Origin of the sequence: Streptomyces sp. Q6, from assembly GCF_036967205.1 — a bacterium.
Lineage (GTDB): Bacteria > Actinomycetota > Actinomycetes > Streptomycetales > Streptomycetaceae > Streptomyces > Streptomyces citrinus.
In genome coordinates this window covers 7401606-7427069 of the sequence record NZ_CP146022.1, presented here as the reverse complement: position 1 = coordinate 7427069, position 25464 = coordinate 7401606, and the positions used below count along the sequence as shown (strand labels likewise).

The window sequence follows — 25464 nt, the reverse complement described above, 5'->3', positions numbered from 1 at the left end:
GTGCAGTGTTTGCGGATACCCCCTCCCCGTAGTTCACTGTGATCGCCGCCCCCGACCAGGGCGGCACGCGAACCGATACGGAGGGCGGTTTCGATGGGCGTCGGGCACAGCCACGACCACGGGCACAGCCATGGACCCACGACGGGGACGGCCGCCGCCGCCCACCGGGGCCGGCTGCGCATCGCGCTGTCGATCACGCTGACCGTGATGGTGGTGGAGATCGTCGGCGGCGTCATGGCCGACTCGCTCGCGCTGATCGCGGACGCGGCCCACATGGCGACGGACGCGCTCGGCCTCGCGATGGCCCTGATCGCGATCCACTTCGCGAACCGTCCGGCGAGCGAGCAGCGGACGTTCGGTTACGCGCGGGCCGAGATCCTCGCCGCGCTCGCCAACTGTCTGCTGCTGCTCGGCGTCGGCGGCTACGTCCTGTACGAGGCGGTCCAGCGCTTCATGGAGCCGGCCGAGACGGCGGGCGGCCTGACGATCGTCTACGGCCTGATCGGTCTGACGGCGAACATGATCTCGCTGTCGCTGCTCGTCAAGGGGCAGCAGGAGAGCCTGAACGTGCGCGGGGCGTTCCTGGAGGTGGCCGCCGACGCGCTGGGCTCGCTGGCGGTGCTGATCTCGGCCGTGATCATCCTCACGACGGGCTGGCAGGCGGCCGACCCGATCGCGTCGATCGTCATCGGACTCATGATCGTCCCGCGTACGGTGAAGCTGCTGCGCGAGACCCTGAACGTGCTGCTCGAATCGGCCCCGAGGGGCGTCGACATGGCGGAGGTCAGGGCGCACATACTGGCGCTGCCCGGCGTCGAGGACGTCCACGATCTGCACGCCTGGACGATCACCTCGGGGATGCCGGTCCTCTCCGCGCACGTGGTCGTCAGTCCCGACGTGCTGAGCGCGATCGGCAACGAGAAGATGCTGCACGAGTTGCAGGGCTGCCTCGGCGACCACTTCGACGTGGAGCACTGCACGTTCCAGCTGGAGCCCACCGGGCACGCCGAGCACGAGGCGAAGCTCTGCCACTGAACGCCGCCACCGCGCTCCCCCGCTGAACCCTGTCGCCGCACCCCGTCGGGCCCGCCTCCACCGAGCGGGCCCCTTCACCCGAAGGTTCCTCCGTTGACCGACACCGGTACCTGGTCCACCCGCCCCGAGACCGACGCCGACCGGGCGGCGGTGCACGCCGTCAACGTCGCGGCGTTCCCGACCCCCGCCGAGGCCGATCTCGTCGACGCGCTGCGTGCCGACGAGGACGCGTGGCTCGACGGACTGTCGTACGTCGCCGAGGCGCCGGACGGCACGGTCGCCGCGCACGCGCTGATCACCCGCTGCACCGTGGACGGGGCACCGGCGGCGGCCCTCGCGCCGGTGGCCGTACGGCCGCAGGACCAGCGCACGGGGGCCGGTTCGGCCGTCGTACGCGCGGTGCTGGAGGCGGCACGCGCGCGTGGGGAGCGGATCGTGCTCGTTCTCGGACACCCCGAGTACTACCCGCGGTTCGGCTTCGTGCCCGCGTCGACGTACGGCATCAGGCCCGGCTTCGACGTGCCCGACGAGGCGATGATGGCGCTGATCCTCGACGGTGGACCCGATTCCGGGCAGGTCCCGCGGGGCACGATCACCTACCCGGCCGCTTTCGGCGTCTGAGCGGGCCCTACGGTGGTCCCGCCCGGTCGCGCGGCCGGGCGGGACATGCGGGGAACGGTATGGCCCGGGAGTCTCCGTCCCGTACGGCAGACTTGGTCCGGAAAACCGAAGCGAAGGATGGGTATGCCGATCACACCTGCCACCGCGGCGAACAGCTCGTCGAACGGCACCGGAGAAGCGATCTTGCTGGAACTCGTCGACGAGGACGGCAGGACGATCGGCACGGCGGAGAAGCTCGCCGCGCATCAGGCGCCGGGGCAGCTGCACAGAGCGTTCTCCGTGTTCCTCTTCGACGAGCAGGGGCGGCTGCTGCTCCAGCAGCGGGCGCTCGGCAAGTACCACTCCCCCGGCGTGTGGTCGAACACCTGCTGCGGGCACCCGTACCCGGGCGAGGCCCCGTTCGCGGCGGCCGCCCGCCGTACGTTCGAGGAGCTCGGCGTCTCGCCGTCGCTGATGGCGGAGGCCGGAACCGTGCGCTACAACCACCCGGACCCGGAGTCGGGCCTGGTGGAGCAGGAGTTCAACCACCTCTTCGTGGGGATGGTGCAGGCGCCGCTCGTTCCGGACCCCGAGGAGGTCGGGGCGACGGCGTTCGTGACGGCCGACGAGCTGGCCGAGCGGCACGCGAAGGACCCGTTCTCCGCGTGGTTCATGACCGTGCTCGACGCGGCGCGCCCGGCGGTCAGGGAGCTGACGGGTCCGACGGCCGGCTGGTGACGCTCAGGCGTACGGGGGCTTGAGGGGCAGGGCGGCCCAGATGACCTTGCCCCCGCTCGCGGTGTGCGCGACGTCGCAGACGCCGCCGGCCTCCGCGGTGATCTCCCGTACGAGCAGCAGTCCGCGGCCGCCGGTCTGGCCGCTGGTGGCCTCCAGCGCCGTGGGGCGATAGGGGTGTTCGTCCTCGACGGAGACGCGCACCCACTCCGCGCCGACGGCCACCTCCACGGCGAGCATCGGGGAGAGCAGCGCGGCGTGCTTCACCGCGTTCGTCACGAGCTCGGAGACGATCACGAGCAGCCCGTGCACCAGCTCGTCGGAGGCGGGCACGCCCTGTCGGGCGAGCAGTTCACGCACCGCGCGGCGGGCCTGCGGCACGGAGGCGTCGACCGCCTCGGCGGTGAAGCGCCAGACCCCCTCGTACGGCAGCGCCTCGCCCGCCGGCCGGTCGAGGGGTACGTGCCCACTGCCTTGAGGACTTGGGCGGGACCCCCATCCGTGGTCGCTCATCGTCCCGTCGCCGCCCTTGCGCTCGATAGTCACCACCCTTCGAGTGTTGAGAATCGGCTGGTCCGGACCGGATGACTGACCAGAAGTCAGCGCGTATCGACGGAATCTGACCGCTGGCGTACGACAGGGTCAGTTCTGCGATCGATCCCGCCCCAATGAGTCCTCTTTCAGGGGCTCTTCAGCTTGTTGTACGAGACTGACGATGCGCCGGCCGCCCAGACCCGTCGCCAGCAGCCCGAGTCCGTCGAAGAGCAGGGCGAGGGAGAAGAAGCAGCCGAGGACGTAGCGGCTGCTCTCCGGCCAGTTGGCGAGGACCAGCACGCCGAGCAGGATGCCGAACGCCCCCTGCACCAGGGTCCAGCCGAGGTGCTGCCCCCGCACCACGAGCCCGCCGACGAGCCGGAAGACACCGCCGGTGAGGAAGAGCAGCGCGGCGAACATGGTCAGCGCCTCCGCGGTGCCCTCGGGGTGGCGGATGACGACGACGCCGGCCGCGAGGTTGAGCGCGGCGACCACGACGCCGAGCCAGAAGAAGGGGGTGCCGCGGGACTGGATCGCGTGCAGCAGGCCGATGACGCCGCCGAGCAGCAGCAGCCAGCCGAAGAGCAGCATCGAGGTGAGCGTGGCGAAGGCGGTGTAGGCGAGGCCGACGAGGCCCGCGAGGACGAGAACGCCGCCAAGAACGGCGAGCCAGCCGAGACCGCGGCGCAGTTTCCGCCGCCGACCGATCGGGCCGCGCTCGTCGGCGGTGGTGGCCTTTCCGGTCAGCGGCGCTCCGGCCGCTTCCTGGTCCTGCGGTTCAGCCATCGGCGCCTCCTGTCGGCACCCCCTTCCGATCGTACGTTCGCCCGCGGCGGATAGCATCCGGCGCATGGCTCCCGTCTCCGCGCCGCGGCTCACCCACTCCGTCACCGGCGGGGTCGCGACCGTCGTCATCGACCATCCGGCGAAGCGCAACGCCATGACGGACGGCATGTGGGCCGCGCTGCCCCCGCTGCTCGACGGGCTCGCGACGGACCCGGCGGTCCGTGCCGTGGTGCTGACGGGAGCGGGCGGGACGTTCTGCGCGGGCGCCGACATCTCGACGCTGGGCAACGGCGCCGCGCAGGGGCTCGCGGTCGCGGCCGAGGAGGCGCTCGCCGCGTTCCCGAAGCCGACGCTGGCCGTCGTACGGGGCTACTGCGTGGGCGGCGGCAGTCAGTTGGCGGCGGCGTGCGATCTGCGGTTCGCGGCCGAGGGCGCGCTGTTCGGGGTGACACCGGCGAAGCTCGGGATCGTCTACCCGGCGTCGTCGACGCGCCGCCTCACCGCGCTGGTCGGGCCCGCGACCGCCAAGTACCTCTTGTTCTCGGGCGAGTTGATCGGCACGGAGCGGGCGCTGCGGACCGGGCTCGTCGACGAGGTGTGGGACGGGGCGGACCTGGACAAGAGGGTGGCCGAGTTCACCCGAGTCCTGGTCGGCCGCTCCCTCCTCACGCAGGCCGCGGCGAAGGAGTTCGCGGCGGGGCGCACGGACCGGGACGCGCACTGGGCGGCGCAGGCGCGCGGCAGCGGCGACACCGCGGAGGGTGTCGCCGCGTTCCTGGAGCGGCGGGCGCCGCGCTTCGAGTGGACCGTGTGACGACCGCGTCTTAGGGCCTGCCTCCCAGATCCCTCCGTCCGCCCGAAGAGTGGGCCCTGCGGCGTCCGGTGCGTGCTCTCGGCGTGCCGGGTGCAGGGCCTCGTACTGGATGTACTTGGCCTTGGGCCCGGTGCGGCGAGAGCGCGTGCCAGGCGTCGCGGGGCAGGAGGGATCCGGGAGACAGGCCCTAGGTGAGGATGAAGCGGCTCTTGGAGCGGAACTCCTCGACGAGGTGCGCGGGCGCTTTCTGCGGGGAGCCCGCGTCGTAGGGCGGTTGCGGGTCGTACTCGGTGAGCAGTTGTACGGCCTGGGCGTGTTCGTCGCCCGCGATCCTGCCCAGCAGCGTCAGGCCCATGTCGATGCCGGAGGACACCCCGGCGGCGGTGACGTACTTGCCCTCGACGACGACGCGCTCGCCGGTCGGTTCGGCGCCGAACCGCTCGAGGAAGTCGAGAGCGAGCCAGTGCGAGGTGGCCCGCCTTCCCTTGAGCAGGCCCGCGGCCGCGAGGAGCAGGGATCCGGTGCAGACGGAGGTCGTCCACGTGCTGGTGGCGTCGGCCGCGCGCAGCCAGGCGAGGAGGGTCTCGTTCTCCATCTGCGGGGTCTGTCCCGGGCCGCCGGGGACGATCACGATGTCCGGGTGCGGCACGTCGGCGAAGGTCTTGTCGGCGACGAGGGCGAGGGTTCCGGTGTCGCTGCGCACCGGGCCGCGCCGCTCCGCGACGAAGACGAGTTCGGCGTCGGGGAGGCGGCCGAGGGTCTCGTAGGGGCCTACGGCGTCGAGGGCGGTGAAGCGGTCGAAGAGGACGACGGCGATCTGCACGAGGTGCCTTTCTGCTCTGCGGGTGGGTGTGGGTGCACGGGGTGCGGGGCGTGGAAGCGGCGGCGGTACTCCGCCGGGGGCGTGCCGAGGGTCTTCAGGAAGGCGCGGCGCATCGCCTCCGGTGTGCCGTAGCCGCTGGACCGGGAGATCTCCTCCACCCCGTCGGGGGTGTCCTCCAGGAGGCGGCGGGCGTGTTCCACGCGGACGCGGTCGACGTACTTGCCGGGGGTGAGGCCGGTCTCCGCCTGGAAGGCGCGGGCGAAGTGGCGGGGCGAGAGGCGGGCGCGGGTGGCGAGGGAGTCCACGGACAGGTCGTCGTCGGGGTGCTCGGTGATCCACTGCTGGACCTCTCGCAGCGGTTCGCGGCGGGCGGTCTGCGCGGCGAGCTGGGCGCTGAACTGGGCCTGGTTGCCCGGCCGTCGCAGGAAGACGACGAGGTGGCGGGCGATCGTCAGAGCCGTCCGCCGGCCGTGGTCCTCCTCGACCAGGGCGAGGGCGAGATCGATGCCGGCGGTGACGCCCGCGGAGGTCGCCACGTTGCCGTCGCGTACGTAGATGGGGTCCGGGTCGACCTCGACCTCCGGGTGGTCGCGGGCGAGGGTGTCGCAGTAGGCCCAGTGGGTCGTGGCCCTGCGGCCGTCCAGCAGGCCCGCGCGGGCGAGCAGGATCGCGCCGGTGCAGACCGAGACGATCCGCTCGGCGTGCGGGGCGGTCTCCCGGAGCCAGTCGATCAGGTGCGGGTCGGGGTGGCGGGTGCCCTGGCCGCCGGGGACGAGCAGGGTGTGCGGGGTAGGGGCGTCCGCGAGCGTGCCGTCCGGGACCAGGGTGAGGCCGCTCGACGTACGGACCGGCGCTCCGTCGAGGGAGGCCGTGCGGACCCGGTAGCCGTCGTCGGCGGATCCGACGGCGAGCGCGGCGCCGGAGAAGACCTCGACGGGGCCCGTGACATCGAGGCTCTGGACCTTGTCGAAGAGGGGGACCAGGACGGTGCGTTGCGGCATGTCCCCATTCTTCGAGCCCCTCCCGATGGCCGCAATGACGAGCAGCCCACCTTTCCTGCCTTCCTGGACTCCCCCTCGTCGCCATACGTACCGACCGGTCGGTAACGTACGGGGCATGACTCCTGACCCGCGCCTTCGTGCCGCCCGCCGCTGTCACAACGTGGTCAATCCGTTCCACTCCACGCACTACTTCTCGCCCGACCTCGGCAAGGAGCTGGCCGCGATCGGGGTAACCGACCGCAGTGCCGCCTACTTCGCGGTGCGCTCCGCGGCGATGGGTGAGGTCTGCGCCGGGACGGTGAGCGCGACGTTCTACAACTTCAACCACGAGCTCGTGGCGCGGCACGTCCCCGAGGTGTGGAAGACCGCGTCCCCGGCGACCGTGCTCGCCGCACGCGCGCGTGCCGTGGACGCGACGCTGCGCCGACTGCTGGGCGCGGAGGTGCTCGCCTCCAAGGAGATGGCCGAGGCCGCCGAGCTCGCCCTGCGCGCCACCGAGGCGTGCACCCGCCACGCGCGTCCCCTGTACGCGGCCCACGCCGACCTCCCGGTGCCCGAGGCGCCGCACATGGCGTACTGGCACGCGGCGACGCTGCTGCGCGAGCACCGCGGCGACGGGCACCTCGCCGCGCTGCTCGCCGCCGGCCTCGACCCGGTCGAGGCGCTCGTCAGCCATGTCGCGACCGGTAAGGGCATGGCCCCGAAGTGGCTGCTCGCCACGCGCGGCTGGAGCCGTGCCCAGTTCGACGAGGCCGCCGGACGGCTGCGGGCCCGCGGACTGCTCACCGCCGACGAGGAGTTGACGCTCACCGAGGAGGGCGTGGCGCTGCGGTCCGCGATCGAGCTGCGCACGGACGAGCTGGACCGCGCGCCCTACGCGCACCTCGGCGACGACGGTGTGGCCCGGCTCTCCGAGCTCGCCGCCGGCTTCATGGGCGCGGCGCTCGAGAACGGCGCGTTCCCCGCCGATCTGATCGGCAAGGCCGCCTGACGTCTGAGCGGCGCCGTACGCGGTACCCGGTCTCCTCGAAGCACCCCGGCCACCAGAGCCGGGGCCGTGAAAGGAGAGCCTTCATGTTCCGTGCCATCGCCGACGTACTGCGTCAGATCGCCGGCGCCGTCGCCACCGTGGTGACGCTGCCGTTCCGCGCGCTCGCCCGGCTGTTCGGCGGGGCGTCGCGCTCCGGGGGCGGCGCGCGCCGTGCGTGAGACAGGCTCTCCAGGTCGGCGCCCTGATCCCCCGATGTCGGTGTCACCTGCCACAATTGCCGCGCAACCTCAGTCGACATAGGCGGTACGGGATCGTGGCGACACCCACTGTTGGGTCCATCGAAGGCAGGATTGCCGAGGAACTCGGCGTACGGGAGCGGCAGGTGAAGGCCGCCGTCGAGCTGCTTGACGGCGGCTCGACGGTGCCGTTCATCGCCCGCTACCGCAAGGAGGCGACGGAGTCCCTCGACGACGCGCAGCTGCGCACGCTCGAGGAGCGGCTGCGGTATCTGCGCGAGCTGGAGGAGCGGCGCGCCGCCGTCCTGGACTCGGTGCGCGAGCAGGGCAAGCTGACCGACGAGCTGGAGGCGCAGATCCGCGCCGCCGACACCAAGGCGCGCCTGGAGGACATCTACCTGCCGTTCAAGCCGAAGCGGCGGACGAAGGCGCAGATCGCCCGCGAGGCGGGGCTCGAACCGCTGGCGCAGGGCCTGCTGGGCGACCCGTCGGTGGATCCGGTGGCCGCGGCCGCCGCGTTCGTGGACGCCGACAAGGGGGTCGCGGACGCGCAGGCCGCGCTCGACGGCGCCCGCGCGATCCTCACCGAGCGGTTCTCCGAGGACGCCGACCTGATCGGCGAGTTGCGCGAGCGCATGTGGGCGCGCGGGCGGCTCGCGGCGAAGGTGAAGAAGGGCAAGGAGGAGGCGGGCGCCAAGTTCGCCGACTACTTCGACTTCGCGGAGCCCTTCAAGGACCTCCCCTCGCACCGCGTCCTCGCGATGCTGCGCGGCGAGAAGGAGGACGTGCTCGAACTCGTCCTGGAGCCGGAGGAGCCGCTCGACGACGCCCCCGGAGCCACGTCCTCGTACGAGCCGATCATCGCCGACCGGTTCGGGATCAGGAACCAGGGGCGGCCCGGCGACAAATGGCTCCAGGACACGGTCCGTTGGGCCTGGCGCACGCGCGTCCTGGTGCACCTCGGTCTCGACCTGCGGATGCGGCTGCGGACCGCCGCCGAGGACGAGGCGGTCAAGGTGTTCGCGGCGAACCTCCGTGACCTGCTGCTCGCCGCCCCGGCGGGCACGCGCGCGACGCTGGGGCTCGACCCCGGTTTCCGTACCGGTGTGAAGGTCGCGGTCGTCGACGCGACGGGCAAGGTCGTGGCAACGGACGTCATCCACCCGCACGTCCCGGCCAACCGCTGGGACGAGGCCATCGCCAAGCTGGCCAGGCTCTCCCAGGAGCACGCGGTCGACCTGATCGCGATCGGCAACGGCACGGCGTCGCGCGAGACCGACAAGCTCGCGGGTGAACTCATCACCAAGCACCCGGAGTTGAACCTCACGAAGGTGATGGTGTCGGAGGCGGGCGCCTCGGTGTACTCGGCCTCCGCCTTCGCCTCCCAGGAACTTCCGGACATGGACGTGTCGCTGCGCGGCGCCGTCTCGATCGCACGGCGCCTCCAGGACCCGCTGGCCGAGCTCGTGAAGATCGACCCGAAGTCGATCGGTGTCGGGCAGTACCAGCACGACCTCAGTGAGGTGAAGCTGTCCCGCTCGCTCGACGCCGTCGTGGAGGACTGTGTGAACGGTGTCGGGGTGGACGTGAACACGGCGTCCGCGCCGCTGCTCGCGCGCGTCTCGGGCATCGGCTCCGGCCTCGCCGAGAACATCGTGGCGCACCGCGACGCGCACGGCCCCTTCGGCAACCGCAAGGCCCTGAAGTCCGTGGCGCGGCTCGGCCCCAAGGCGTACGAGCAGTGCGCGGGCTTCCTGCGGATCCGTGGCGGCGACGACCCGCTGGACGCGTCGTCCGTGCACCCCGAGGCGTACCCGGTGGTGCGGCGGATGGCGAAGTCGACCGGCGGCGAGGTCGGTTCGCTGATCGGCGACACGGGGACGCTGCGCTCGCTCAGGCCGGCCGACTTCGTGGACGACACGTTCGGTCTGCCGACGGTGACGGACATCCTGAAGGAGCTGGAGAAGCCGGGGCGCGACCCGCGGCCCGCCTTCAAGACGGCCACCTTCAAGGAGGGCGTCGAGAAGATCTCCGACCTGGAGCCGGGGATGGTGCTCGAGGGGGTCGTGACGAACGTCGCGGCGTTCGGCGCCTTCATCGACATCGGCGTGCACCAGGACGGGCTCGCGCATGTGTCGGCCCTGTCCCGTACGTTCGTCAAGGACCCGCGCGACGTCGTGAAGCCCGGTGACATCGTCAAGGTGAAGGTCCTCGACGTGGACGTGCCGCGCAAGCGGATCTCGCTCACGCTGCGGCTCGACGACGACGCCAGTGGCTCCGGCGGGGGTGGCGGGGAGCGGGGCGGTCAGCGCGGTGCGCGTGACCGTGACCGCAAGCCGCCGCAGCAGCAGTCCCGGCAGGGTGCCCGCGGTTCCGGCGGCCGGGGTGCCGGGGGCCAGGGCTCCGGTGGCGGCAAGGGGCGGCAGGGCGGCGCTCCCGCCGCCGCGAACTCCGCGATGGCCGATGCCCTGCGGAAGGCCGGGCTGGCCTAGGGGCCTGTGCGGGTGGGGAACCGCGGGCCCGTGGTGGCCGGTCGCGCGGTTCCCCGTCCTGGCTAGACCTCGCTCAGCTTGCCGTCGGCCACCTCGAGGCGCCTCGTCGTCTGGACGGCGTCCAGCATGCGGCGGTCGTGCGTGACGAGCAGGAGCGTGCCCTCGTACGACGCCAGGGCCGACTCCAGCTGTTCGATCGCCGGGAGGTCGAGGTGGTTCGTGGGCTCGTCCAGGACCAGGAGATTGACGCCCCTGCCCTGGAGCAGGGCGAGGGCGGCGCGGGTGCGCTCGCCGGGTGAGAGGGTCGCCGCCGGGCGCAGCACATGGTCGGCCTTCAGGCCGAACTTGGCGAGCAGCGTGCGGACTTCGGCCGGCTCGGTCTCCGGGACGGCCGCGCAGAACGCGTCGAGCAGCGCCTCCTGGCCGTGGAAAAGCGCGCGGGCCTGGTCGACCTCGCCGACCACGACACCCGAGCCGAGCGTCGCGTGCCCGGAGTCGAGCGGGACGCGGCCGAGCAGGGCGGCGAGCAGGGTGGACTTCCCCGAGCCGTTCGCCCCGGTGATCGCGACGCGGTCGGCCCAGTCGATCTGGAGCGTGACCGGGCCGAAGTCGAAGTCGCCGCGCCGCAGCCGGGCGTCGCGGAGCGAGGCCACGACGGAGCCCGAGCGGGGCGCCGCCGCGATCTCCATGCGCAGCTCCCACTCCTTGCGGGGCTCGTCGACGACGTCCAGACGCTCGATCATGCGCTGGGTCTGGCGGGCCTTGGCGGCCTGTTTCTCGCTGGCCTCGCTGCGGAACTTGCGGCCGATCTTGTCGTTGTCGGTCGCCTTGCGCCGGGCGTTCTTGACGCCCTTGTCCATCCAGCCCCGCTGCATCTGGGCGCGGCCTTCGAGGGCGGACCGCTTGTCGGCGAACTCCTCGTACTCCTCGCGGGCGTGCCGCCGGGCGACGTCGCGCTCCTCCAGATAGGCGTCGTAGCCACCGCCGTACAGGTTGATCTGCTGCTGCGCGAGATCGAGTTCGAGCACCTTGGTGACCGTGCGGGTGAGGAACTCGCGGTCGTGGCTGACGACGACGGTGCCGGCGCGCAGGCCCCGCACGAAGGACTCCAGGCGCTCCAGACCGTCCAGGTCGAGGTCGTTGGTCGGCTCGTCCAGGAGGAAGACGTCGTAGCGGGAGAGCAGCAGCGAGGCGAGGCCCGCGCGGGCGGCCTGGCCGCCGGAGAGGGACGTCATCGTCTGGTCGAGGCCGACGCGCAGGCCGAGCTGTCCGGCGACGTCCTCGGCGCGCTCGTCGAGGTCCGCGCCGCCGAGGTTCAGCCAGCGGTCCAGGGTCGTGGCGTACGCGTCGTCGGCGCCGGGCGTACCGTCGACCAGGCCCTGGGTGGCCTCGTCCATGGCGCGCTGGGCGTCGGCGACGCCGGTGCGGCGGGCGAGGAACTCCCGGATCGTCTCGCCGGGGCGGCGCTCCGGCTCCTGCGGCAGGTGGCCGACGGCCGCGGTCGGCGGGGAGAGCCGCAGCTCGCCCTCCTCCGGCACGGCGAGGCCCGCGAGGAGCTTGAGCAGGGTGGACTTTCCGGCGCCGTTGGCGCCGACGAGGCCGATCACGTCGCCGGGCGCGACCACGAGGTCGAGCCCGGAGAACAGGGAGCGGTCGCCGTGTCCCGCGGCGAGATTCTTGGCTACGAGGGTGGCAGTCATCAGGGCGCCGATCCTAATCGGAGCGCGGGGCCGCCGCGCCGTCGGCACCCTGCGGGCAGGTCAGCGGGCCATGGGCGCCACCAGCACACCTCCCGTGGCGCGGGCCACGAGGAAGGACTCCCCCTTGGTCGCCCGGGGATCGAGGGGGACGCGGTGCCGGCCCGGTTCGAGGACGTCGTCGAAGACCTCGTGGACGTGGGTGCGGTAGAGCCGGTCGAGGCGGTACGCGGTGATCCGGACACGGCAGGTGGAGGTGACTTCGAGGCCCGCCTCGCCGTCGGCGGCGACCAGGCGGGTGAGGCGGCGCTGTTCCTCGGGCCCGCGGTCGAGGGCGCTCTCGATCTGGGCGACCAGGAGGGGGATGATCGGCGCGAGCCCGTCCACGTAGGCCACGTCGGCGCCCGCGCGCTCGAACTCCCTTCGTACTGCGTCCCGTTGGCGCTCCTCGACCGCCCGGCCGAAGGCGACGGCACCGTAGGCGCGCAGTTCCTCGGGCGGGACTCCCGTCGCGTCCTGGGTGATGTCGGCGCCGATACCGATGGTGCGCAGGGCGGCGGCGAGTTTGGCGAGGACGGCGACCCGGGCGCCGATGAGCAGCACCCGGCGTCGGGCGGCCGGTGCGACGGGGTCGGCGAGCAGTTGGCCGAGGGCGGCGCGGTAGGCGGCGCCGCGGAAGCGGAACGGGCCGATGCCGTGGTAGCCGTTGAGCTCCAGATCGGCGTGCTCCTCGGTCTGCCAGGCGAAGTCGCGCCATACGTAGTCGTCGCCGTCGTCGCCGGTGTGCTCGATGACGGCGGTCACCGCGCCGCATTCCAGGCCCTCGCACTCGGGGCAGCCGTAGATGATGTAGCGGCCCTCGGCGAGCGGTGCCTCGGCCTCCAGGAGCAGGCTCTTGACGTGGTGGGTGAAGATGGCGGGCGGGATGTCGGCGGCCAGGGGAGAGACGGCGTCGAGGTCGGAGAGCTGGAACAGCAGCGGGCGCCCGTCGACGATGAAGTCCACGAAGTCCCGGTGGACTTGGTAGTCACCGTTGGCGAGAACTCCACCGGCGCGCATCGCCGGTGCCAGGCCGAAGGTCGCGTACTCGGCAGACATGAGGTGAGTATCCCCACCTGACACCTGATGTGAGCACGGCATGGCACATTCCGCTACCGTCCCGGCGTGGAGAGTGAGCTGAGCGGTGATGTGATCGTGGTCGGCGGCGGGGTCATCGGGATGGCCACCGCCCTGGTTCTCGCCCGGCGCGGGCACCGGGTGCGGGTGTGGTCGCGGGAGCCGGCCGGGCGGACCACCTCGGCCGTCGCGGGTGCGCTGTGGTGGCCCTACCGGATCGATCCGGTGGAGCGGGTGGGCGCGTGGTCGGTCCGTTCGCTGCGGCGCTACGAGGAGTGGGCAAGGCGGCCGGAGACGACCGGCGTGCGGATGGTCGACGGGGTGCACGCCGACACGCGGCTCGCCGGGCTCGGCGTGTGGGCGGGCGAGGTGGCGGGGCTGCGCGACACGGACGCGGGCCTTGCGGCGCGGCTTCCGCTGATCGACATGCCGGCGCATCTGGCGTGGCTGCGCGGGGAGTTGGCGGCCGCGGGCGTGGCCGTGGAGGAGCGGTCGGTGACCTCGCTGCGGGACGTGCCCGCGCCGGTGGTCGTGAACTGTGCCGGGCTCGGGGCGCGGGAGCTGGTCCCCGACGCGTCGGTGCGGCCGGTGCGCGGGCAGTTGGTGGTGGTGGAGAACCCCGGTGTCCGCACCTGGTTCACCGCCGCGGACGCCGCTTCCGACACCACGACGTACTTCTTCCCGCAGCCCGGCGGACTGATCCTGGGCGGCACGGCCGAGGAGGACGCGTGGTCCCTCGCTCCGGAGCCCGCGGTGGCGCGGGCGATCGTGAAGCGGTGCGCGGCGGTGCGGCCGGAGATCGCCGGGGCGCGCGTGATCGGGCACCGCGTGGGGCTGCGGCCCGCGCGGCTCGCCGTGCGCATCGACCGTGAAGTGACCGCGTCCGGGCGGGTGTTGGTGCACAACTACGGGCACGGCGGGGCCGGGGTGACCGTGGCCTGGGGATGCGCGGAGGAAGCGGCGGATCTGGTGTGAGGCGCCGGGCCGCGCCCGGGTGGGCGCGGCCCGGCCCGCGTCACGGCAGCAGGCCGTAGCCGAGGAGGACCGCCGCCTCGACCTTCACCGCGCCGGGCGCGAGGACACCGTCGGACTCGGGGTCGCCGCCCAGGCGGCCGCCGTGGCTGCGCAGGCCCACCGATTCCGGGTCGACGTCCTGGATGTGCACGACGCGGCCGAGCCTGACCCCGCACGCTTCGGCGTACACCTCGGCCTTGCGGCGGGCGGCCGCGACGGCGCGGCGGCGCGCCTCGTCGCGCATGGTCGGTTTGCCGAGGACGTCGAAGCGGACCTCGTCGACGCGGTTGGCGCCGGCCTCCACGGCGTCCTGGATCAGGTCCTGGAGGCGGTCGAGCTGCTCGGTGCGCACCGTGTACGTCGCTTCGCAGCGGTAGCCGAGGAACGTCCGCTCGCCGCCGTACCCCTTGAACTCGGACGCGAGCGAGAGGCGCGATCCGGACACCTCGGAGTCGGGCACGCCGTGCTCGCGCAGCACGGTCCGCAGCCGGGACACCGCCGCGCCCGCCTGGGCGAAGGCTTCCCTGGGCGTCGGTGAGAGGTGGTCGACGGCCAGCTTCAGGTGGGCCACGCGCGGCTCCGCCGACACGCTGCCCGTCCCGAAGACGCTGAGGCCCCAGGGCTCCTTGATCTCTGTCATGCGGGGATTGAAACACCGTGGCGCGCCGGGCGACAGGGCACGGCCGTCACGGCTGTGCGCGCAGCACCGCGTCGATCGCCTCCACCACGTCGTCGGCGGTCAGCGTCGGCGCGAAGTCCGGTTCGCGCCAGGTACGGCCGCGGGTCACCCACACCGTCCGCAGGCCGAGTGCCTGCGCTCCCCCGATGTCGGCGCGGGGCGCGTCGCCGATCATCCAGGCGTCGTGCAGGGAACGGCCCGCGGCCGCCGCGTGGAAGATGCCGGGGTCGGGCTTCCGGTGGCCCACGGCCTCCGAGATCGCCCAGCCGTCGACGAGCGCGGTGAGGCCGGTGCGGCGGAGCTTCTCGGTCTGCTGGGCGGTGCGGCCGTTGGTGACGACGAGCGGTGTCAGGCCCGCCTCCCTGGCCCGTACGAGCGCCGCGCGGGTCAGGGGCGGCAGTGCGACGCGGTCCGCCGCGCCGTGGTCGAGGACGGCGTGGATGGCGCGCGCGGGGACGCGGGGTCCGTAGCGTGCCGTCATCGCCGCGGCGACCTCGGCCCGTGGGGTGTACCCGTCGCCGTCGAGGGCCGTCAGCCAGGACACGTCCGTCGGCGGGAGCCCGTGGTCGGTCAGGAACTCCGCCAGCGCGGAGCGGAACGCGGCGTCCCGGTCGACCAGGGTGTTGTCGAGGTCCAGCATCAGCAGGGGCATGGCCGGGAGTGGACCACGTCCCGGCCCGGCCCCGCGTGACGTCAGTCCTGGTCGGTGTCCTTGCCGAGGGCGGTTCTGTCGGTGGCGGACCTGAGGTCCGTCTTGACGTCGGTGTCCAGGCCGTCGTCCGGCGCGTCGTCCGCCAGGTGTCTGCCGATGGGGTCGCCCTCCGTCTCCAGGCTGTCGCCGGGGCCGATGCGGATCTCGAACTCGCCGCCGTACTGCTCGTGTCCGGCGACCACCGCCGCCTCGACGACCTCGGTGCCCATCGTGCCGCGGACGATGAGCGGGTCTTTGCGCAGGTCGCGCATGAGGGACACGCACATGCCGATCATGACGAGGGTGAACGGGGCCGCCACGAGGATCGTGAGGTTCTGCAGGCCGGTGAGCGCGTTGTCCGAGCCGTCGCCGATGAGGAGCATGACCGCGGCCACGGCTCCGGTCACCACGCCCCAGAAGATGACGACGAACCGGCCGGGTTCGAGCGCGCCCTTCTGCGACAGGGTGCCCATGACGATCGAGGCCGCGTCGGCGCCCGACACGAAGAAGATGCCGACGAGGATCATGACGAGCAGGCTCGTCGCCGTGGCGAGCGGGAACTCGTGCAGGACGCCGAAGAGTTGGGCCTCCGGAGTGCTGGCGCCGCCGAGCTGCCCGTGCTCCTTCATCTTCATCGCCGTACCGCCGAAGATGGCGAACCAGAGCAGGCTGACCGTGGAGGGGACCAGGATCACGCCGCCGACGAACTGGCGGATGGTGCGGCCCCGGCTGATGCGCGCGATGAACATCCCGACGAAGGGCGTCCAGGAGATCCACCACGCCCAGTAGAAGACCGTCCAGCTGCCGAGCCAGTCGGCGACGCCCTTGCCGCTGGACGCCTCGGTGCGGCCGATGAGCTGGGGCAGGTCGCCGAGGTACGCGCCGAGCGAGGTCGGCAGGAGGTCGAGGACGATGATCGTGGGGCCCGCGATGAAGACGAAGACCGCGAGGATGAGCGCCAGGACCATGTTGATGTTCGACAGCCACTGGATGCCCTTCTCCACACCGGAGACGGCGGAGGCGACGAACGCGACTGTCAGGACGGCGATGATGGCCACCAGCAGGCCGGTGCTCGCGTTGTCCATCCAGTCCAGGACCTCGAAGCCGGAGCCGATCTGGAGCGCGCCGAGCCCGAGGGACGCCGCCGAGCCGAAGAGCGTCGCGAAGATCGCGATGATGTCGATGACCCGGCCCCACGCCCCGTGGGCGCGCTTCTCACCGATGAGCGGGACGAAGACCGAGGAGATGGTCTGCCGCCTGCGCCGCCGGAACGTGCTGTAGGCGATGGCGAGTCCGACCACCGCGTAGATCGCCCACGGGTGCAGCGTCCAGTGGAAGAGCGTCGTCGCCATGGCGGTCTCCATGGCCTCGGCGGCGTCGGCCGGGTCGGTGCCCGGCGGCGGGGTCGTGAAGTGCGCGAGGGGCTCGCTCACGCCGTAGAACATGAGGCCGATGCCCATGCCGGCGCTGAACATCATGGCGACCCAGGAGACGGTGCGGAACTCCGGCTCCTCGCCCTCCTTGCCGAGGGTGATCTTCCCGTAGCGGCTGATCGCGAGCCACAGGGCGAACACGACGAAGCCGGAGGCGGCGAGCATGAACGCCCAACCGCCGTTGTGGATCAGGCCGTTGAGGAGGCGCGTGGAGACGCTCTCCAGGCTGTCGGTGGCGACGGAGCCCCAGACCACGAAGGCCAGGGTGAGCACGGCGGTGACGCCGAACACGATCCGGTCGGTGGCGGGGCTCCGGCCGCCTGTCGCCCCCGCGTCGGGGACGGGAGCGTCGGTGGGAGGTTTCTGAGGGGTTGTCACCCTTTAGGGCCTACCACACGCGACGCTCCTGACACCTCTTCAGCAGCTGGTGTCGGGCTCCCCTTCCGTCAAGTGGTAGGGGGCACGGGCGTCGAGCAGCAGCGCGACCAGTGCCCGCTGCGACTGCCGCAGCGGTACGTAGGCTTCGCTGCCCGAGGTCCGCACGGTGATGCCGTGCAGCGCCAACTCGTCCTTGAGCGCGTCGTACTGCGCCTCGGTGAGGCGGTAGCCGCAGGGCGGATCCTGGATGATCTCGGCGGGTTCGGCCGGGTCGTTGTCCGCGCCGCCGACGTAGATCGGCCCCCTGTCGCCGAACCCGGCCACGCGGGCCGCGCCGGTCGCCGCCTCGATCCGGCCGAGCCGCTCACCGGTGAAGGTGAACAGGCCGCCGAGCGCCGCCAGTTGGGAGTCACGGCGGCGCCGGTTGTTGAGCGACTCGTCGGCCGCCTCGGCCGGGGTGCCGGGGTCGACGCGGCTCTCGATGAGCAGCCCGAGGGCGTGCTTCACGCCGGACATGTTGCGCAGGATGCGCTCCTGTCCGTCGCCCGCGGTCTGCTTGATCGGATCGCCGGTGACGGGGTCGGTCCAGATGCCGTACGTGCCCGTGGAGTACCCGGAGGCGTTCGCGGCCGGACGGACGTAGTCCAGGGATAGTTTCCGGGCCTCGTCGTGGACGGCCGCGTCGGTGTTGAGGTTGCGCGGCCAGAGGTCGAAGAGGTCCTTGTCGTAGTACTGGGGGGTGGCCCCGTACTCGTGCAGGTCGTAGATGACGTCGGGCGCCCGGTCGCGGATGACGGCCGCCATGGCCCGTGCCTCCGCGGTCCGGAGCGCGAGGTGGTCGCGGTTGATGTCGACGCCGTCGGAGTTGCCGCGGGTGTCGGCGGCGCGTCCGTCGGGGTTGGCGGTGGGCACGACCAGGAGGGTCGTGCGGGACAGGAAGCGCTGGGTCGCCGCGTCCTTGGCGTACGCGAGGTCGCGGATCTTGGTGAGGCACGCCTCGCGCCCGGACGGTTCGTCGCCGTGCTGGCTGCACACGAGGAGCACCGTGTCGGCGGTGCGGTGCGCGCCGATCCGGACGAGTTGGAGCGGCCGGCCCTGCTTGGTCGTCCCGATCCGGGAGACGGAGACCTGGTCGGACGCCTTGTCGACGGTGGCGAGGAGTTCCTGCTCCTCGGGCTGGGTGGTCCAGCGGGCGCCTTCGGTCCGCTCGAAGCCGGTGCGGGGCGGTGTGGTGGCGGTCGCCTGTGCCGGTGCGGTGACCGAGAGGGCGACGACGGAGGCCGCGAGGACGAGCGTGCGGGGGTGCAGGCGCATCAGCGGGCTCCTCCCGGGACGGGCCGGTCCTGGCGGAACGTGCTCACGCCGTCGGCCGACGACGAGTGCGGGGTGGCGGCGGCGGAGCCGGAGGTGGCGGCCGCGAACGCGTCGGCGCCGCCGACGACGGGGACGCGGGCCGCGGTGCGCGCCAGGTCGAGCGTCAGGGTGGGCTTGCTCGCCGGAGGGTCGATGAGGTCCTTGTCGGTGCCCGCGACGATCAGCGCGAGACGGTGCCCCTTGGGCACGACGTGGTCGCTGGAGGCGAGCGAGATGGTGAGCGTGTAGGGCTTGCCCGGGGTCAGGGCGGTGCCCTTGTCCGGGTCGGCGTACGTGCCGAGGTCGGCCCACCCGCGGCTGAAGACGGTGGAGTTGACGTCGGCGGTCGCCGTCCGCGTGTTCAGGAAGCAGGAGCTGTCGCCGGTCGTGCTCGGTCCCCAGCAGCTGCGGTCGGTCAGCGTCGTGATGCCTTCGCCGGCGCCCGCGTAGTCGCGGACGGTGGCCGGGCCGAGGTCGACGAGGACGGCACTGAGGTGCGCGCTCGACGTGGTCGGTGTGGCGGTGACGGTGACCTTGGAGGAGCCGGACAGGCGCAGGTCCTTGCCGAGCGGGCGGCTGATGAATCCGGCCTTCTCGGGGGTGGGGCTGTCGATCCGGTCGGCCCAGTCGGTCTCGCTCAGGGCGGGGTCGTCGGTGAACGTCTCGGTGCCCGAGCCGGTCTTCAGGCCCAGGGTGCCGACGCCCGCCGCGCTGCCCTTGCCGGGGCGCAGGGTGGTGGTCCCGGTGGCGCGCGGCGGCCAGACCCTGTCGGTGGTCCAGTGGTCGGGGGTGCGCTCGATGTCCGCCATCGGCTCGCGGTCGACGCCGTTGTCATAGCCGAGGAGTTCGTGGTCGAACCAGCGGTGCAGGGTGTCGACCCAGGCGGTGCGGCGGAAGTCGAACGGGTCGACGTGGCCGGTCTGCGACAGCCAGATCTTGCGGTCGACGCCGTTCTTGGCGAGCGCCTCCCACCACTGGCCGAAGTGCTTGGCGCGGACGTTCAGGTCCTGCATGCCGTGCACGACGAAGACGCTGGCACGGACCTTGCCGGCGTCCTTGACGTAGTCACGCTTCTCCCAGAGGGGGGTCCGGTCTCCGGTGCGCGGGGCCTCGTCGACGAGTTGCTGCTGGACGGCGGCGCAGCGGGCGCGGGCGTCGGGGCTCTCGACGTAGTCGGACAGCCAGTCGGGGCCGGAGTCGTAGAGCGGGGCGCCCTGCTGGAAGTAGTAGTCGTACCAGGAGGAGATGCCACCGATCGGGACGATGGTCTCCAGTCCCTCGACACCGGTGGCGGCGACCCCGTTGGCGACGGTGGCGTCGTAGCTCTTGCCGATCATGCCGGTGCGGCCGTTGGTCCAGCCGGCCTTGGCGCGTTCGGTGCCGGTACGGGTCGTGTAGCCCGTGCCGCGGCCGTTGAGCCAGTCGACGACGGCCTTGGCGGAGCCGATGTCGTAGGCGCCGCCGACGTCCACACAGCCGTCGGAGCGGTTGGTGCCGAGCAGGTCGACGCCGACGAAGGCGTAGCCGCGGGGCACGAAGTAGTTGTCGTAGAAGAGCGGCATCTGGACGACGTCGCCGTTCGCGTCGTACGTCTTCTTCTGGCTCTCGTTGCCACGCCCGCAGCAGGAGTAGTACGGGCTGGCGTCCATGATCACGGGTACCTTGCGGCCCTTGGCGGCGAGTTCGCGCGGGCGGACGATGTCGACGGCGACCCGGTCGGTCTTCCCGTCGCCGTCCCCGTCGAGCCGGGTGTCGACCCAGACGGACTCACGGATCGCTTTCTCGTACGAGTAGACGGGCTGCGACTCGGTGGGCGTGGCCGCGTGCACGGCGGCGCCGGGTGCGACGAGAACGGCGAGCAGCGCGGCGGTGGCCGCGGCGGCGAACGTTCTCCAGAGGCGGTGGGTGCGTCTGGCAGGTATCGGCATGGCGCGGAAGGTACACGGGTCAACTCGCGCGCGACAGAGGGCAGTAGCGGGACAGGACAGGCGTGTGGGCCGGATTGGCACATGTCGGCCGAATGGCGATCGTGTGACAGCGGCGGCCATGGACATGACGGGGGTGAGAGGTGCTGAATAGGCTCGCGGCAGTGATCACGCGGGGCCGGTTCCGTCCGCGTGCGCACTGTGACCTGCGCTCTGTGCCTCGCGCACAGCCCTCGGCGTGTTCCTACGACTTGGAGTTCTCGTGTACCGCAGACTCATCGCCCCCGGCGCACTCGTGGCCTCCCTCCTGCTGGCGATCCCGGCATCGGCCGCTGACTACACGCCCGGGGCCTCGGGCATCGGCGATCCCTACTACCCGACGTACGGGAACGGCGGCTACGACGTCTCCCACTACGACCTGCGGCTGAAGTACCAGCCGAAGACGGACCTGTTGGAGGGCACGGCGACGATCCTCGCCTCCTCCACGCAGGACCTCTCGCGCTTCAACCTCGACTTCGGCCTCACGGCGAGCGAGGTCCGGGTGAACGGCAAGAAGGCGTCGTTCACGAAGTCCGGGGTGCAGGAGCTGGAGGTGACCCCGCCGGCGGGCCTGCCGAAGGGCACGTCCTTCACCGTCGTGGTGAAGTACGCGGGCAAGCCCACCGACGTGAAGCTGTGGGGCTTCACCTCCCCGCAGCGCACCCCCGACGGCGCCGTCTTCGCCAACGAGCCGGAGTCGGCGGCCTGGTGGTTCCCCTCGAACGACCACCCGCTCGACAAGGCCACGTACGACGTGTCGGTCTCCGTGCCCGACGGCACGCAGGCGATCTCCAACGGCACGCTCCAGTCGCAGAGTTCGAAGCTGGGCTGGACCCGCTTCAACTGGCGCTCCAGCAAGCCGCAGGCGACCTATCTGACCACGCTCGCGGTCGGCAAGTTCGACATCACGACGGACCGCACCGCGTCCGGGCTGCCGGTGGTCAACGCGTACAGCAAGGACCTCGGCGCGAACGAGGGCGCCGCGAAGGCGAGCGTGGAGCGCACGACCGAGGTCGCGGAGTGGCTGGAGTCGCTGTACGGCCCGTACCCGTTCGAGGCGCTCGGCGGCTACGTGCCGAACGTGCCGTCCTCGTTCGCCCTGGAGACGCAGACGCGGCCCTTCTACTCCCCGAAGCAGTTCGCGAACGGCTCGAACGTCTCGGTCGTCGTCCATGAGCTGGCGCACCAGTGGTACGGCGACAGCGTCTCCGTCGACCACTGGAAGGACATCTGGATCAACGAGGGCTTCGCCCGCTACAGCCAGTGGCTGTGGTCGGAGAAGGAGGGCGAGGGCACCGCGCAGGAGCTCGCGGACTACGTGTACGCGCAGCACCCGGCGGACGACGCGTTCTGGACGGTGAAGCCGGGCGACCCGGGCGCGGAGAACCAGTTCGACATCGCGGTGTACGACCGGGGGGCGCTGGCGATCCAGGCGCTGCGCAACGCGGTCGGCGAGAAGGACTTCTTCGCGATCCTGAAGGGGTGGCCGCAGCGGCACGCGTACGGGAACGCGAAGGTCTCCGACTTCGTGCGGTACGCCGAGTCGGTGTCGCACAAGCCGCTGGCGTCGCTGTTCGACACGTGGCTGTACCAGCCGTCGAAGCCGGCGTCCCCGGCGCTGCGCTCCGCGGGGGTGGCGGAGCAGCCCGCGTCGTGGCGGGCGATCGCCGCGACGAACGGGGTGCACGCGCAGGGCTGAGGGTGCGTCGCCGAGTGCGGGCCGGTGGGGCGCTCGCGGGGTTCCCCGCCGCAGGGCGGGCGGCAAAGCGCCGCCTCAGAGGCGCGGAGAACGGCGCGGCCGCCCCTCAGCGGCCCGCGCCCGCCGCGCCTGCGGGAGGTACCTGAGGCGTTCCGGCAGGCGCGGGACGAGCCATCTCACCGGGACGGCGACGCGCCGCAGCACCCGCTCCTGGCGTGCCGTCCACGGGAGGCCGAGCGCCTCCCGTGCCTCGGGCGGGAGCAGGCCGATCGACAGGAAGCGCAGGGTGCGGGCCAGCGCGGGGCGCAGGACCGGCCAGAGCGGGCGCAGGACCGCGTGGTCGGGGGCGGGGATCGCGCGGGTGGCCGACGTCAGCTCGTCGACGACCGTGTTCCGGCCGATCTCCCGCGCGAGCGCCTCGTGGTAGTACGGCCAGAACTCCTCGGTCGTCCGCGGCATGTCCCGGTCGTGGATGCCGAGGATCCGGCCGACCATGAGCCACTCCGCGTAGAACCGCTCGTCCTCCTCGGGCGTGAAGGGGCGGGCGAAGTAGCGGCGGGCGTAGCGGGCCACGGGGTAGCCGGTGGCGTGCACCCAGGCGTAGAAGGCGGGCGTCAGGGCGTGGTAGCGGCGGCCGTGCGGGTCCGTGCCCTGGATGTCGCGGTGCACGCGGCGCAGGCGGCGCCCTTCCTCGGCGGCGGCCTCGCCCCCGTAGACCCAGAGCAGGAGCGAGGTGAGGGAGCGGCGGCCGCGGCCCCAGGGGTCGGTGCGGAAGACGGAGTGGTCGTCGACGCCGGCGCCGACGGCGGGGTGGGCGACCTGGAGGACGAACGCAGCGGGCAGGGCGAGCAGCGAGCGGATGTCGCCCGCGGTGTCCCAGAGGATCCCGCCGGGCGGGGGCGGCGGCGGATCCGGGTCGTGCTGCTTCATGCCGCGTCCTGTGGGTCACGTGGTGCCGGTGTTGCCTGTGATCCCAGTATGCGGCTCGGAGCACTTACCTCTCGCCGGCCTCACCGCCGAACCGTTTGGCGAGGTCCGAGGCGAGTTCGGAGACACAGGTGCACAGGTCGGCGACGGCTTCGGCGTGCGGGGCGTCGGCGGTGATCGTGTGGCACGGGACGACCGGAGGGGTCAGCCGTGGGGACGGGGGCGGCGGGGCCGCGGTGGCCACGGGCCGGGGTCGCAGCCGGCGCCGCGTGGAGGTGACCAGCGCCGTCGCCAACACGGCCACCAGCACGACCAGTTGACCTGCCTTGTGGTGAACGTCCCACGGAACCAGGGGCATGCCTGTGTCCTACCCGTACGGCACGCGGCCCCAACGCGGACGCCGCGACCGCCGTCGGTTCACCTGTCGTGGTCGTAGACCGTCACGGGTATCCCCCGCGCAGCCACCCGCTCGACGACCAGCGGCTCGACCCGCTCCCACGTCCCGCCGGCGAGCCCGCACCCGATGCGCGGCATGTGCACGGAGGCGCCCAGAGCGGTCGCCTGCTCGGCGACGGCGCCCAAGCCCTCGGCGATCGCCTCGTAGCGCACGGGTGCGCCCTGGCTACCGGTGCGGATCCCGCGCTGCCCGATCAGGTTGGCGACCCACAGGTGCGGCTCGACCCGGACGAACTGGACGGCTCCCAGGCCGAAGTCGTTCGCCGCGCGCTCGCGGTGCCAGCGGCGGTACGCCTTCTCCGGCTCGGGCCAGCGCCGCGAGAGGGCCAGGACGAAGCCTCTCCCCCAGCCCCCGATGTCGTTGCAGACATGGACGATCAGTCGCGGGCCCTTGCCCCACGGCACGGTGGCGTCACCCCGGACATACGTGATCTCCGACATGACGCCACCGTAGGGGCTGCCACTGACAACACGGCGGGTGCTACTTCCCGTCCGCCACCTTCGTCAGCTCGTCCGTCGCGAGCCGGTCGATGCGGCGTCGGGCGCCGAACCAGCCGATGACGAGGGCCACGGCGACGATCGGGATCAGCATGAGGGTCTTGCGGCCGGTCTCCTCGTCGTTCCACATGAGACCGAGGACCAGCACCAGGAAGACGATCGTGACGATCTCCGTCACCGGGGACCACGGCAGCCGGAACGACGGGCGCTCGACGAGGCCCTCCTTGGCCCGGCGGACGAACGCCAGGTGCGCGACCATGATCATGATCCAGGTGCCGATGATGCCGATCGAGGAGACCTCGATGACGATCTCGAAGGCGTCGTGCGGCAGCAGGTAGTTGAGGCCCACGCCGAGGACGCCGACGCCCGCGGTGAGCAGGATGCCGCCGTAGGGCACCTGGCTGCGGTTCATCCGGGCGGTGAACTTCGGGGCGGAGCCCGACATGGCCATGGAGCGCAGGATGCGGCCGGTGGAGTACAAGCCGGAGTTGAGCGACGACATGGCCGCGGTCAGCACGACCAGGTTCATGATGTCGCCGATGCCGCCGACGCCCAGCTTGCTGAAGAGCGTCACGAACGGGCTCTCGTTCGACGAGTAAGAGGTCGCCGGGAGCAGCAGCGCGAGGAGCAGCACCGAACCGCAGTAGAAGATGCCGACGCGCCACATGATCGAGTTGACCGCGCGCGGGACGATCTTCTGCGGCTCGGCGGTCTCGCCGGCCGCGACGCCGACGAGCTCCAGGGCGGCGTACGCGAAGACGACGCCCTGCATGACGAGGACGACCGACATCAGACCGCTGGGCATGATGCCGCCGTGGTCAGTGATCATGCTCAGGCCCGGCGTCTGCCCGTCGATCGGGTGCTGCGTGGCCAACAGGAAGATGCCGACGAGCAAGAAGGCGACGAGCGTGGCCACCTTGATGATCGAGAACCAGAACTCCATCTCGCCGAAGTACTTCACGGAGATGAGGTTCACGCCGAGGACCACCGCGAGGGCGATCAGCGCCAGCACCCACTGGGGGATGGTCGTGAAGGCGCTCCAGTACTGCGTGTACAGGGCGATCGCGGTGATGTCGGCGATGCCCGTCATCGACCAGTTCAGGAAGTACATCCAGCCGGCGACGTAGGCGCCCTTCTCGCCGAGGAACTCGCGCGCGTACGACACGAAGGAACCGGAAGAGGGCCGGTAGACGACCATCTCACCGAGGGCGCGCACGACGAAGTACGCGAAGACTCCGCAGACGAGGTACGCGAAGACGAGGGCCGGGCCCGCGTCGTGCAGGCGGCCGCCGGCACCGAGGAAGAGTCCCGTGCCGATCGCGCCGCCGATCGCGATCATGTTGACGTGGCGGCTCTTGAGGTCCTTGCTGTAGCCGGCATCGCCCGCGTCGGCGGGCGCCTGGGCCGCATCTGTGCGGGATGCGTCCAGAGCCGTGTTGACGGCGTCCTTGCTCACGTGGGGGTGTCCACTCTGTGGTGCCCGGAGACACGCAGGTCACCGGGGTCCGGAAA

At 72.0% G+C, this 25464-nt stretch carries 24 protein-coding genes; 9 read left to right on the top strand and 15 right to left on the bottom strand.

The genetic code is table 11. The features are described 5' to 3' along the window. Positions 1 to 93: 93 nt before the first annotated feature. The 3 genes from V2W30_RS34165 (at position 94) to idi (ending at position 2373) form a co-directional block, all read left to right on the top strand. Positions 94 to 1035, top strand: coding sequence for a cation diffusion facilitator family transporter (locus V2W30_RS34165; RefSeq protein ID WP_338702460.1), 942 nt, complete (start codon positions 94 to 96; stop codon positions 1033 to 1035). A 93-nt stretch (positions 1036 to 1128) separates the two neighbouring features. Next, the gene (locus V2W30_RS34160) at positions 1129 to 1656 is read left to right on the top strand and encodes an N-acetyltransferase (RefSeq protein ID WP_338702459.1); all 528 of its coding nucleotides are present in this window, start codon (positions 1129 to 1131) and stop codon (positions 1654 to 1656) included. Positions 1657 to 1779: 123 nt separating this feature from the next. After that, a complete protein-coding gene (idi, locus tag V2W30_RS34155) occupies positions 1780 to 2373 on the top strand; it encodes an isopentenyl-diphosphate Delta-isomerase (protein WP_338702458.1) in 594 nt (197 codons plus the stop codon). 3 nt (positions 2374 to 2376) lie between these two features. Here idi and V2W30_RS34150 read toward each other — a convergent pair whose 3' ends face one another. Together V2W30_RS34150 and V2W30_RS34145 are read right to left on the bottom strand one after the other, a co-directional pair. Then, positions 2377 to 2883: an ATP-binding protein gene (locus V2W30_RS34150; protein ID WP_338703872.1), complete on the bottom strand. Its 507-nt coding sequence runs from the start codon at positions 2881 to 2883 to the stop codon at positions 2377 to 2379. A gap of 129 nt (positions 2884 to 3012) precedes the next feature. Further along, a complete protein-coding gene (locus V2W30_RS34145; RefSeq protein WP_338702457.1) occupies positions 3013 to 3690 on the bottom strand; it encodes an HdeD family acid-resistance protein in 678 nt (225 codons plus the stop codon). A 64-nt stretch (positions 3691 to 3754) separates the two neighbouring features. Between V2W30_RS34145 and V2W30_RS34140 the strand changes: the two genes are divergently transcribed. Continuing rightward, entirely contained in the window at positions 3755 to 4504 is a 750-nt protein-coding gene (locus V2W30_RS34140; protein WP_338702456.1) for an enoyl-CoA hydratase/isomerase family protein, read from the top strand. Between the two features lie 187 nt (positions 4505 to 4691). Here V2W30_RS34140 and V2W30_RS34135 read toward each other — a convergent pair whose 3' ends face one another. Then, complete coding sequence (locus V2W30_RS34135; protein ID WP_338702455.1) at positions 4692 to 5327, bottom strand: DJ-1/PfpI family protein; 636 nt, start codon at positions 5325 to 5327, stop codon at positions 4692 to 4694. Then, positions 5276 to 6328 (bottom strand): GlxA family transcriptional regulator, encoded by a 1053-nt coding sequence (locus V2W30_RS34130; RefSeq protein ID WP_338702454.1) that lies wholly within the window; start codon positions 6326 to 6328, stop codon positions 5276 to 5278. The genes V2W30_RS34135 and V2W30_RS34130 overlap by 52 nt, the downstream gene beginning before the upstream one ends. A gap of 115 nt (positions 6329 to 6443) precedes the next feature. Here V2W30_RS34130 and V2W30_RS34125 point away from each other — a divergent pair, with 115 nt between their 5' ends. The 3 genes from V2W30_RS34125 to V2W30_RS34115 all read left to right on the top strand — a co-directional run bounded on the left by V2W30_RS34125 (position 6444) and on the right by V2W30_RS34115 (position 10047). Further along, on the top strand, positions 6444 to 7319 hold the full coding sequence (locus V2W30_RS34125; protein WP_338702453.1) for an SCO6745 family protein: 876 nt from the start codon (positions 6444 to 6446) through the stop codon (positions 7317 to 7319). A gap of 83 nt (positions 7320 to 7402) precedes the next feature. Beyond that, positions 7403 to 7537 (top strand): LPFR motif small protein, encoded by a 135-nt coding sequence (locus V2W30_RS34120; protein ID WP_338702452.1) that lies wholly within the window; start codon positions 7403 to 7405, stop codon positions 7535 to 7537. A gap of 95 nt (positions 7538 to 7632) precedes the next feature. Beyond that, a complete protein-coding gene (locus V2W30_RS34115) occupies positions 7633 to 10047 on the top strand; it encodes a Tex family protein (protein ID WP_338702451.1) in 2415 nt (804 codons plus the stop codon). Between the two features lie 62 nt (positions 10048 to 10109). Here V2W30_RS34115 and V2W30_RS34110 read toward each other — a convergent pair whose 3' ends face one another. After that, positions 10110 to 11747 carry an ABC-F family ATP-binding cassette domain-containing protein gene (locus tag V2W30_RS34110; protein WP_338702450.1) on the bottom strand — a complete coding sequence of 546 codons (1638 nt, stop codon included), beginning with the start codon at positions 11745 to 11747 and terminating at the stop codon, positions 10110 to 10112. Positions 11748 to 11807: 60 nt separating this feature from the next. Then, positions 11808 to 12842 (bottom strand): oxidoreductase, encoded by a 1035-nt coding sequence (locus tag V2W30_RS34105; protein ID WP_338702449.1) that lies wholly within the window; start codon positions 12840 to 12842, stop codon positions 11808 to 11810. A 120-nt stretch (positions 12843 to 12962) separates the two neighbouring features. Between V2W30_RS34105 and V2W30_RS34100 the strand changes: the two genes are divergently transcribed. Then, positions 12963 to 13835, top strand: a complete 873-nt coding sequence (locus V2W30_RS34100) for an NAD(P)/FAD-dependent oxidoreductase (RefSeq protein WP_425244721.1) — start codon at positions 12963 to 12965, stop codon at positions 13833 to 13835. Between the two features lie 40 nt (positions 13836 to 13875). On the opposite strand, the gene V2W30_RS34095 is transcribed toward V2W30_RS34100, so the two are convergent. The 5 genes from V2W30_RS34095 to V2W30_RS34075 are packed head-to-tail and all read right to left on the bottom strand — an operon-like array spanning position 13876 to position 20336. Continuing rightward, a complete protein-coding gene (locus tag V2W30_RS34095; protein ID WP_338702447.1) occupies positions 13876 to 14514 on the bottom strand; it encodes an SIMPL domain-containing protein in 639 nt (212 codons plus the stop codon). A gap of 46 nt (positions 14515 to 14560) precedes the next feature. After that, positions 14561 to 15205 (bottom strand): HAD family hydrolase, encoded by a 645-nt coding sequence (locus V2W30_RS34090; protein ID WP_338702446.1) that lies wholly within the window; start codon positions 15203 to 15205, stop codon positions 14561 to 14563. A gap of 41 nt (positions 15206 to 15246) precedes the next feature. Next, entirely contained in the window at positions 15247 to 17055 is a 1809-nt protein-coding gene (locus V2W30_RS34085; RefSeq protein ID WP_425244631.1) for a BCCT family transporter, read from the bottom strand. Between the two features lie 39 nt (positions 17056 to 17094). After that, a complete protein-coding gene (locus tag V2W30_RS34080; RefSeq protein WP_338702445.1) occupies positions 17095 to 18369 on the bottom strand; it encodes a M14 family metallocarboxypeptidase in 1275 nt (424 codons plus the stop codon). Continuing rightward, positions 18369 to 20336: a Xaa-Pro dipeptidyl-peptidase gene (locus V2W30_RS34075; protein ID WP_338702444.1), complete on the bottom strand. Its 1968-nt coding sequence runs from the start codon at positions 20334 to 20336 to the stop codon at positions 18369 to 18371. The genes V2W30_RS34080 and V2W30_RS34075 overlap by 1 nt, the downstream gene beginning before the upstream one ends. Positions 20337 to 20595: 259 nt before the next feature. Here V2W30_RS34075 and V2W30_RS34070 point away from each other — a divergent pair, with 259 nt between their 5' ends. Continuing rightward, a complete protein-coding gene (locus V2W30_RS34070) occupies positions 20596 to 22071 on the top strand; it encodes a M1 family metallopeptidase (protein ID WP_338702443.1) in 1476 nt (491 codons plus the stop codon). A gap of 75 nt (positions 22072 to 22146) precedes the next feature. Here the strand turns inward: V2W30_RS34070 and V2W30_RS34065 are convergent, their stop codons facing one another. The 4 genes from V2W30_RS34065 to V2W30_RS34050 form a co-directional block, all read right to left on the bottom strand. After that, complete coding sequence (locus V2W30_RS34065; RefSeq protein ID WP_338702442.1) at positions 22147 to 23001, bottom strand: oxygenase MpaB family protein; 855 nt, start codon at positions 22999 to 23001, stop codon at positions 22147 to 22149. 64 nt (positions 23002 to 23065) lie between these two features. Next, positions 23066 to 23356 carry a hypothetical protein gene (locus V2W30_RS34060; RefSeq protein WP_338702441.1) on the bottom strand — a complete coding sequence of 97 codons (291 nt, stop codon included), beginning with the start codon at positions 23354 to 23356 and terminating at the stop codon, positions 23066 to 23068. 59 nt (positions 23357 to 23415) lie between these two features. Continuing rightward, positions 23416 to 23895 (bottom strand): macro domain-containing protein, encoded by a 480-nt coding sequence (locus V2W30_RS34055; RefSeq protein WP_338702440.1) that lies wholly within the window; start codon positions 23893 to 23895, stop codon positions 23416 to 23418. 40 nt (positions 23896 to 23935) lie between these two features. Continuing rightward, positions 23936 to 25408 carry an amino acid permease gene (locus V2W30_RS34050; protein WP_338702439.1) on the bottom strand — a complete coding sequence of 491 codons (1473 nt, stop codon included), beginning with the start codon at positions 25406 to 25408 and terminating at the stop codon, positions 23936 to 23938. Positions 25409 to 25464 lie beyond the last annotated feature (56 nt).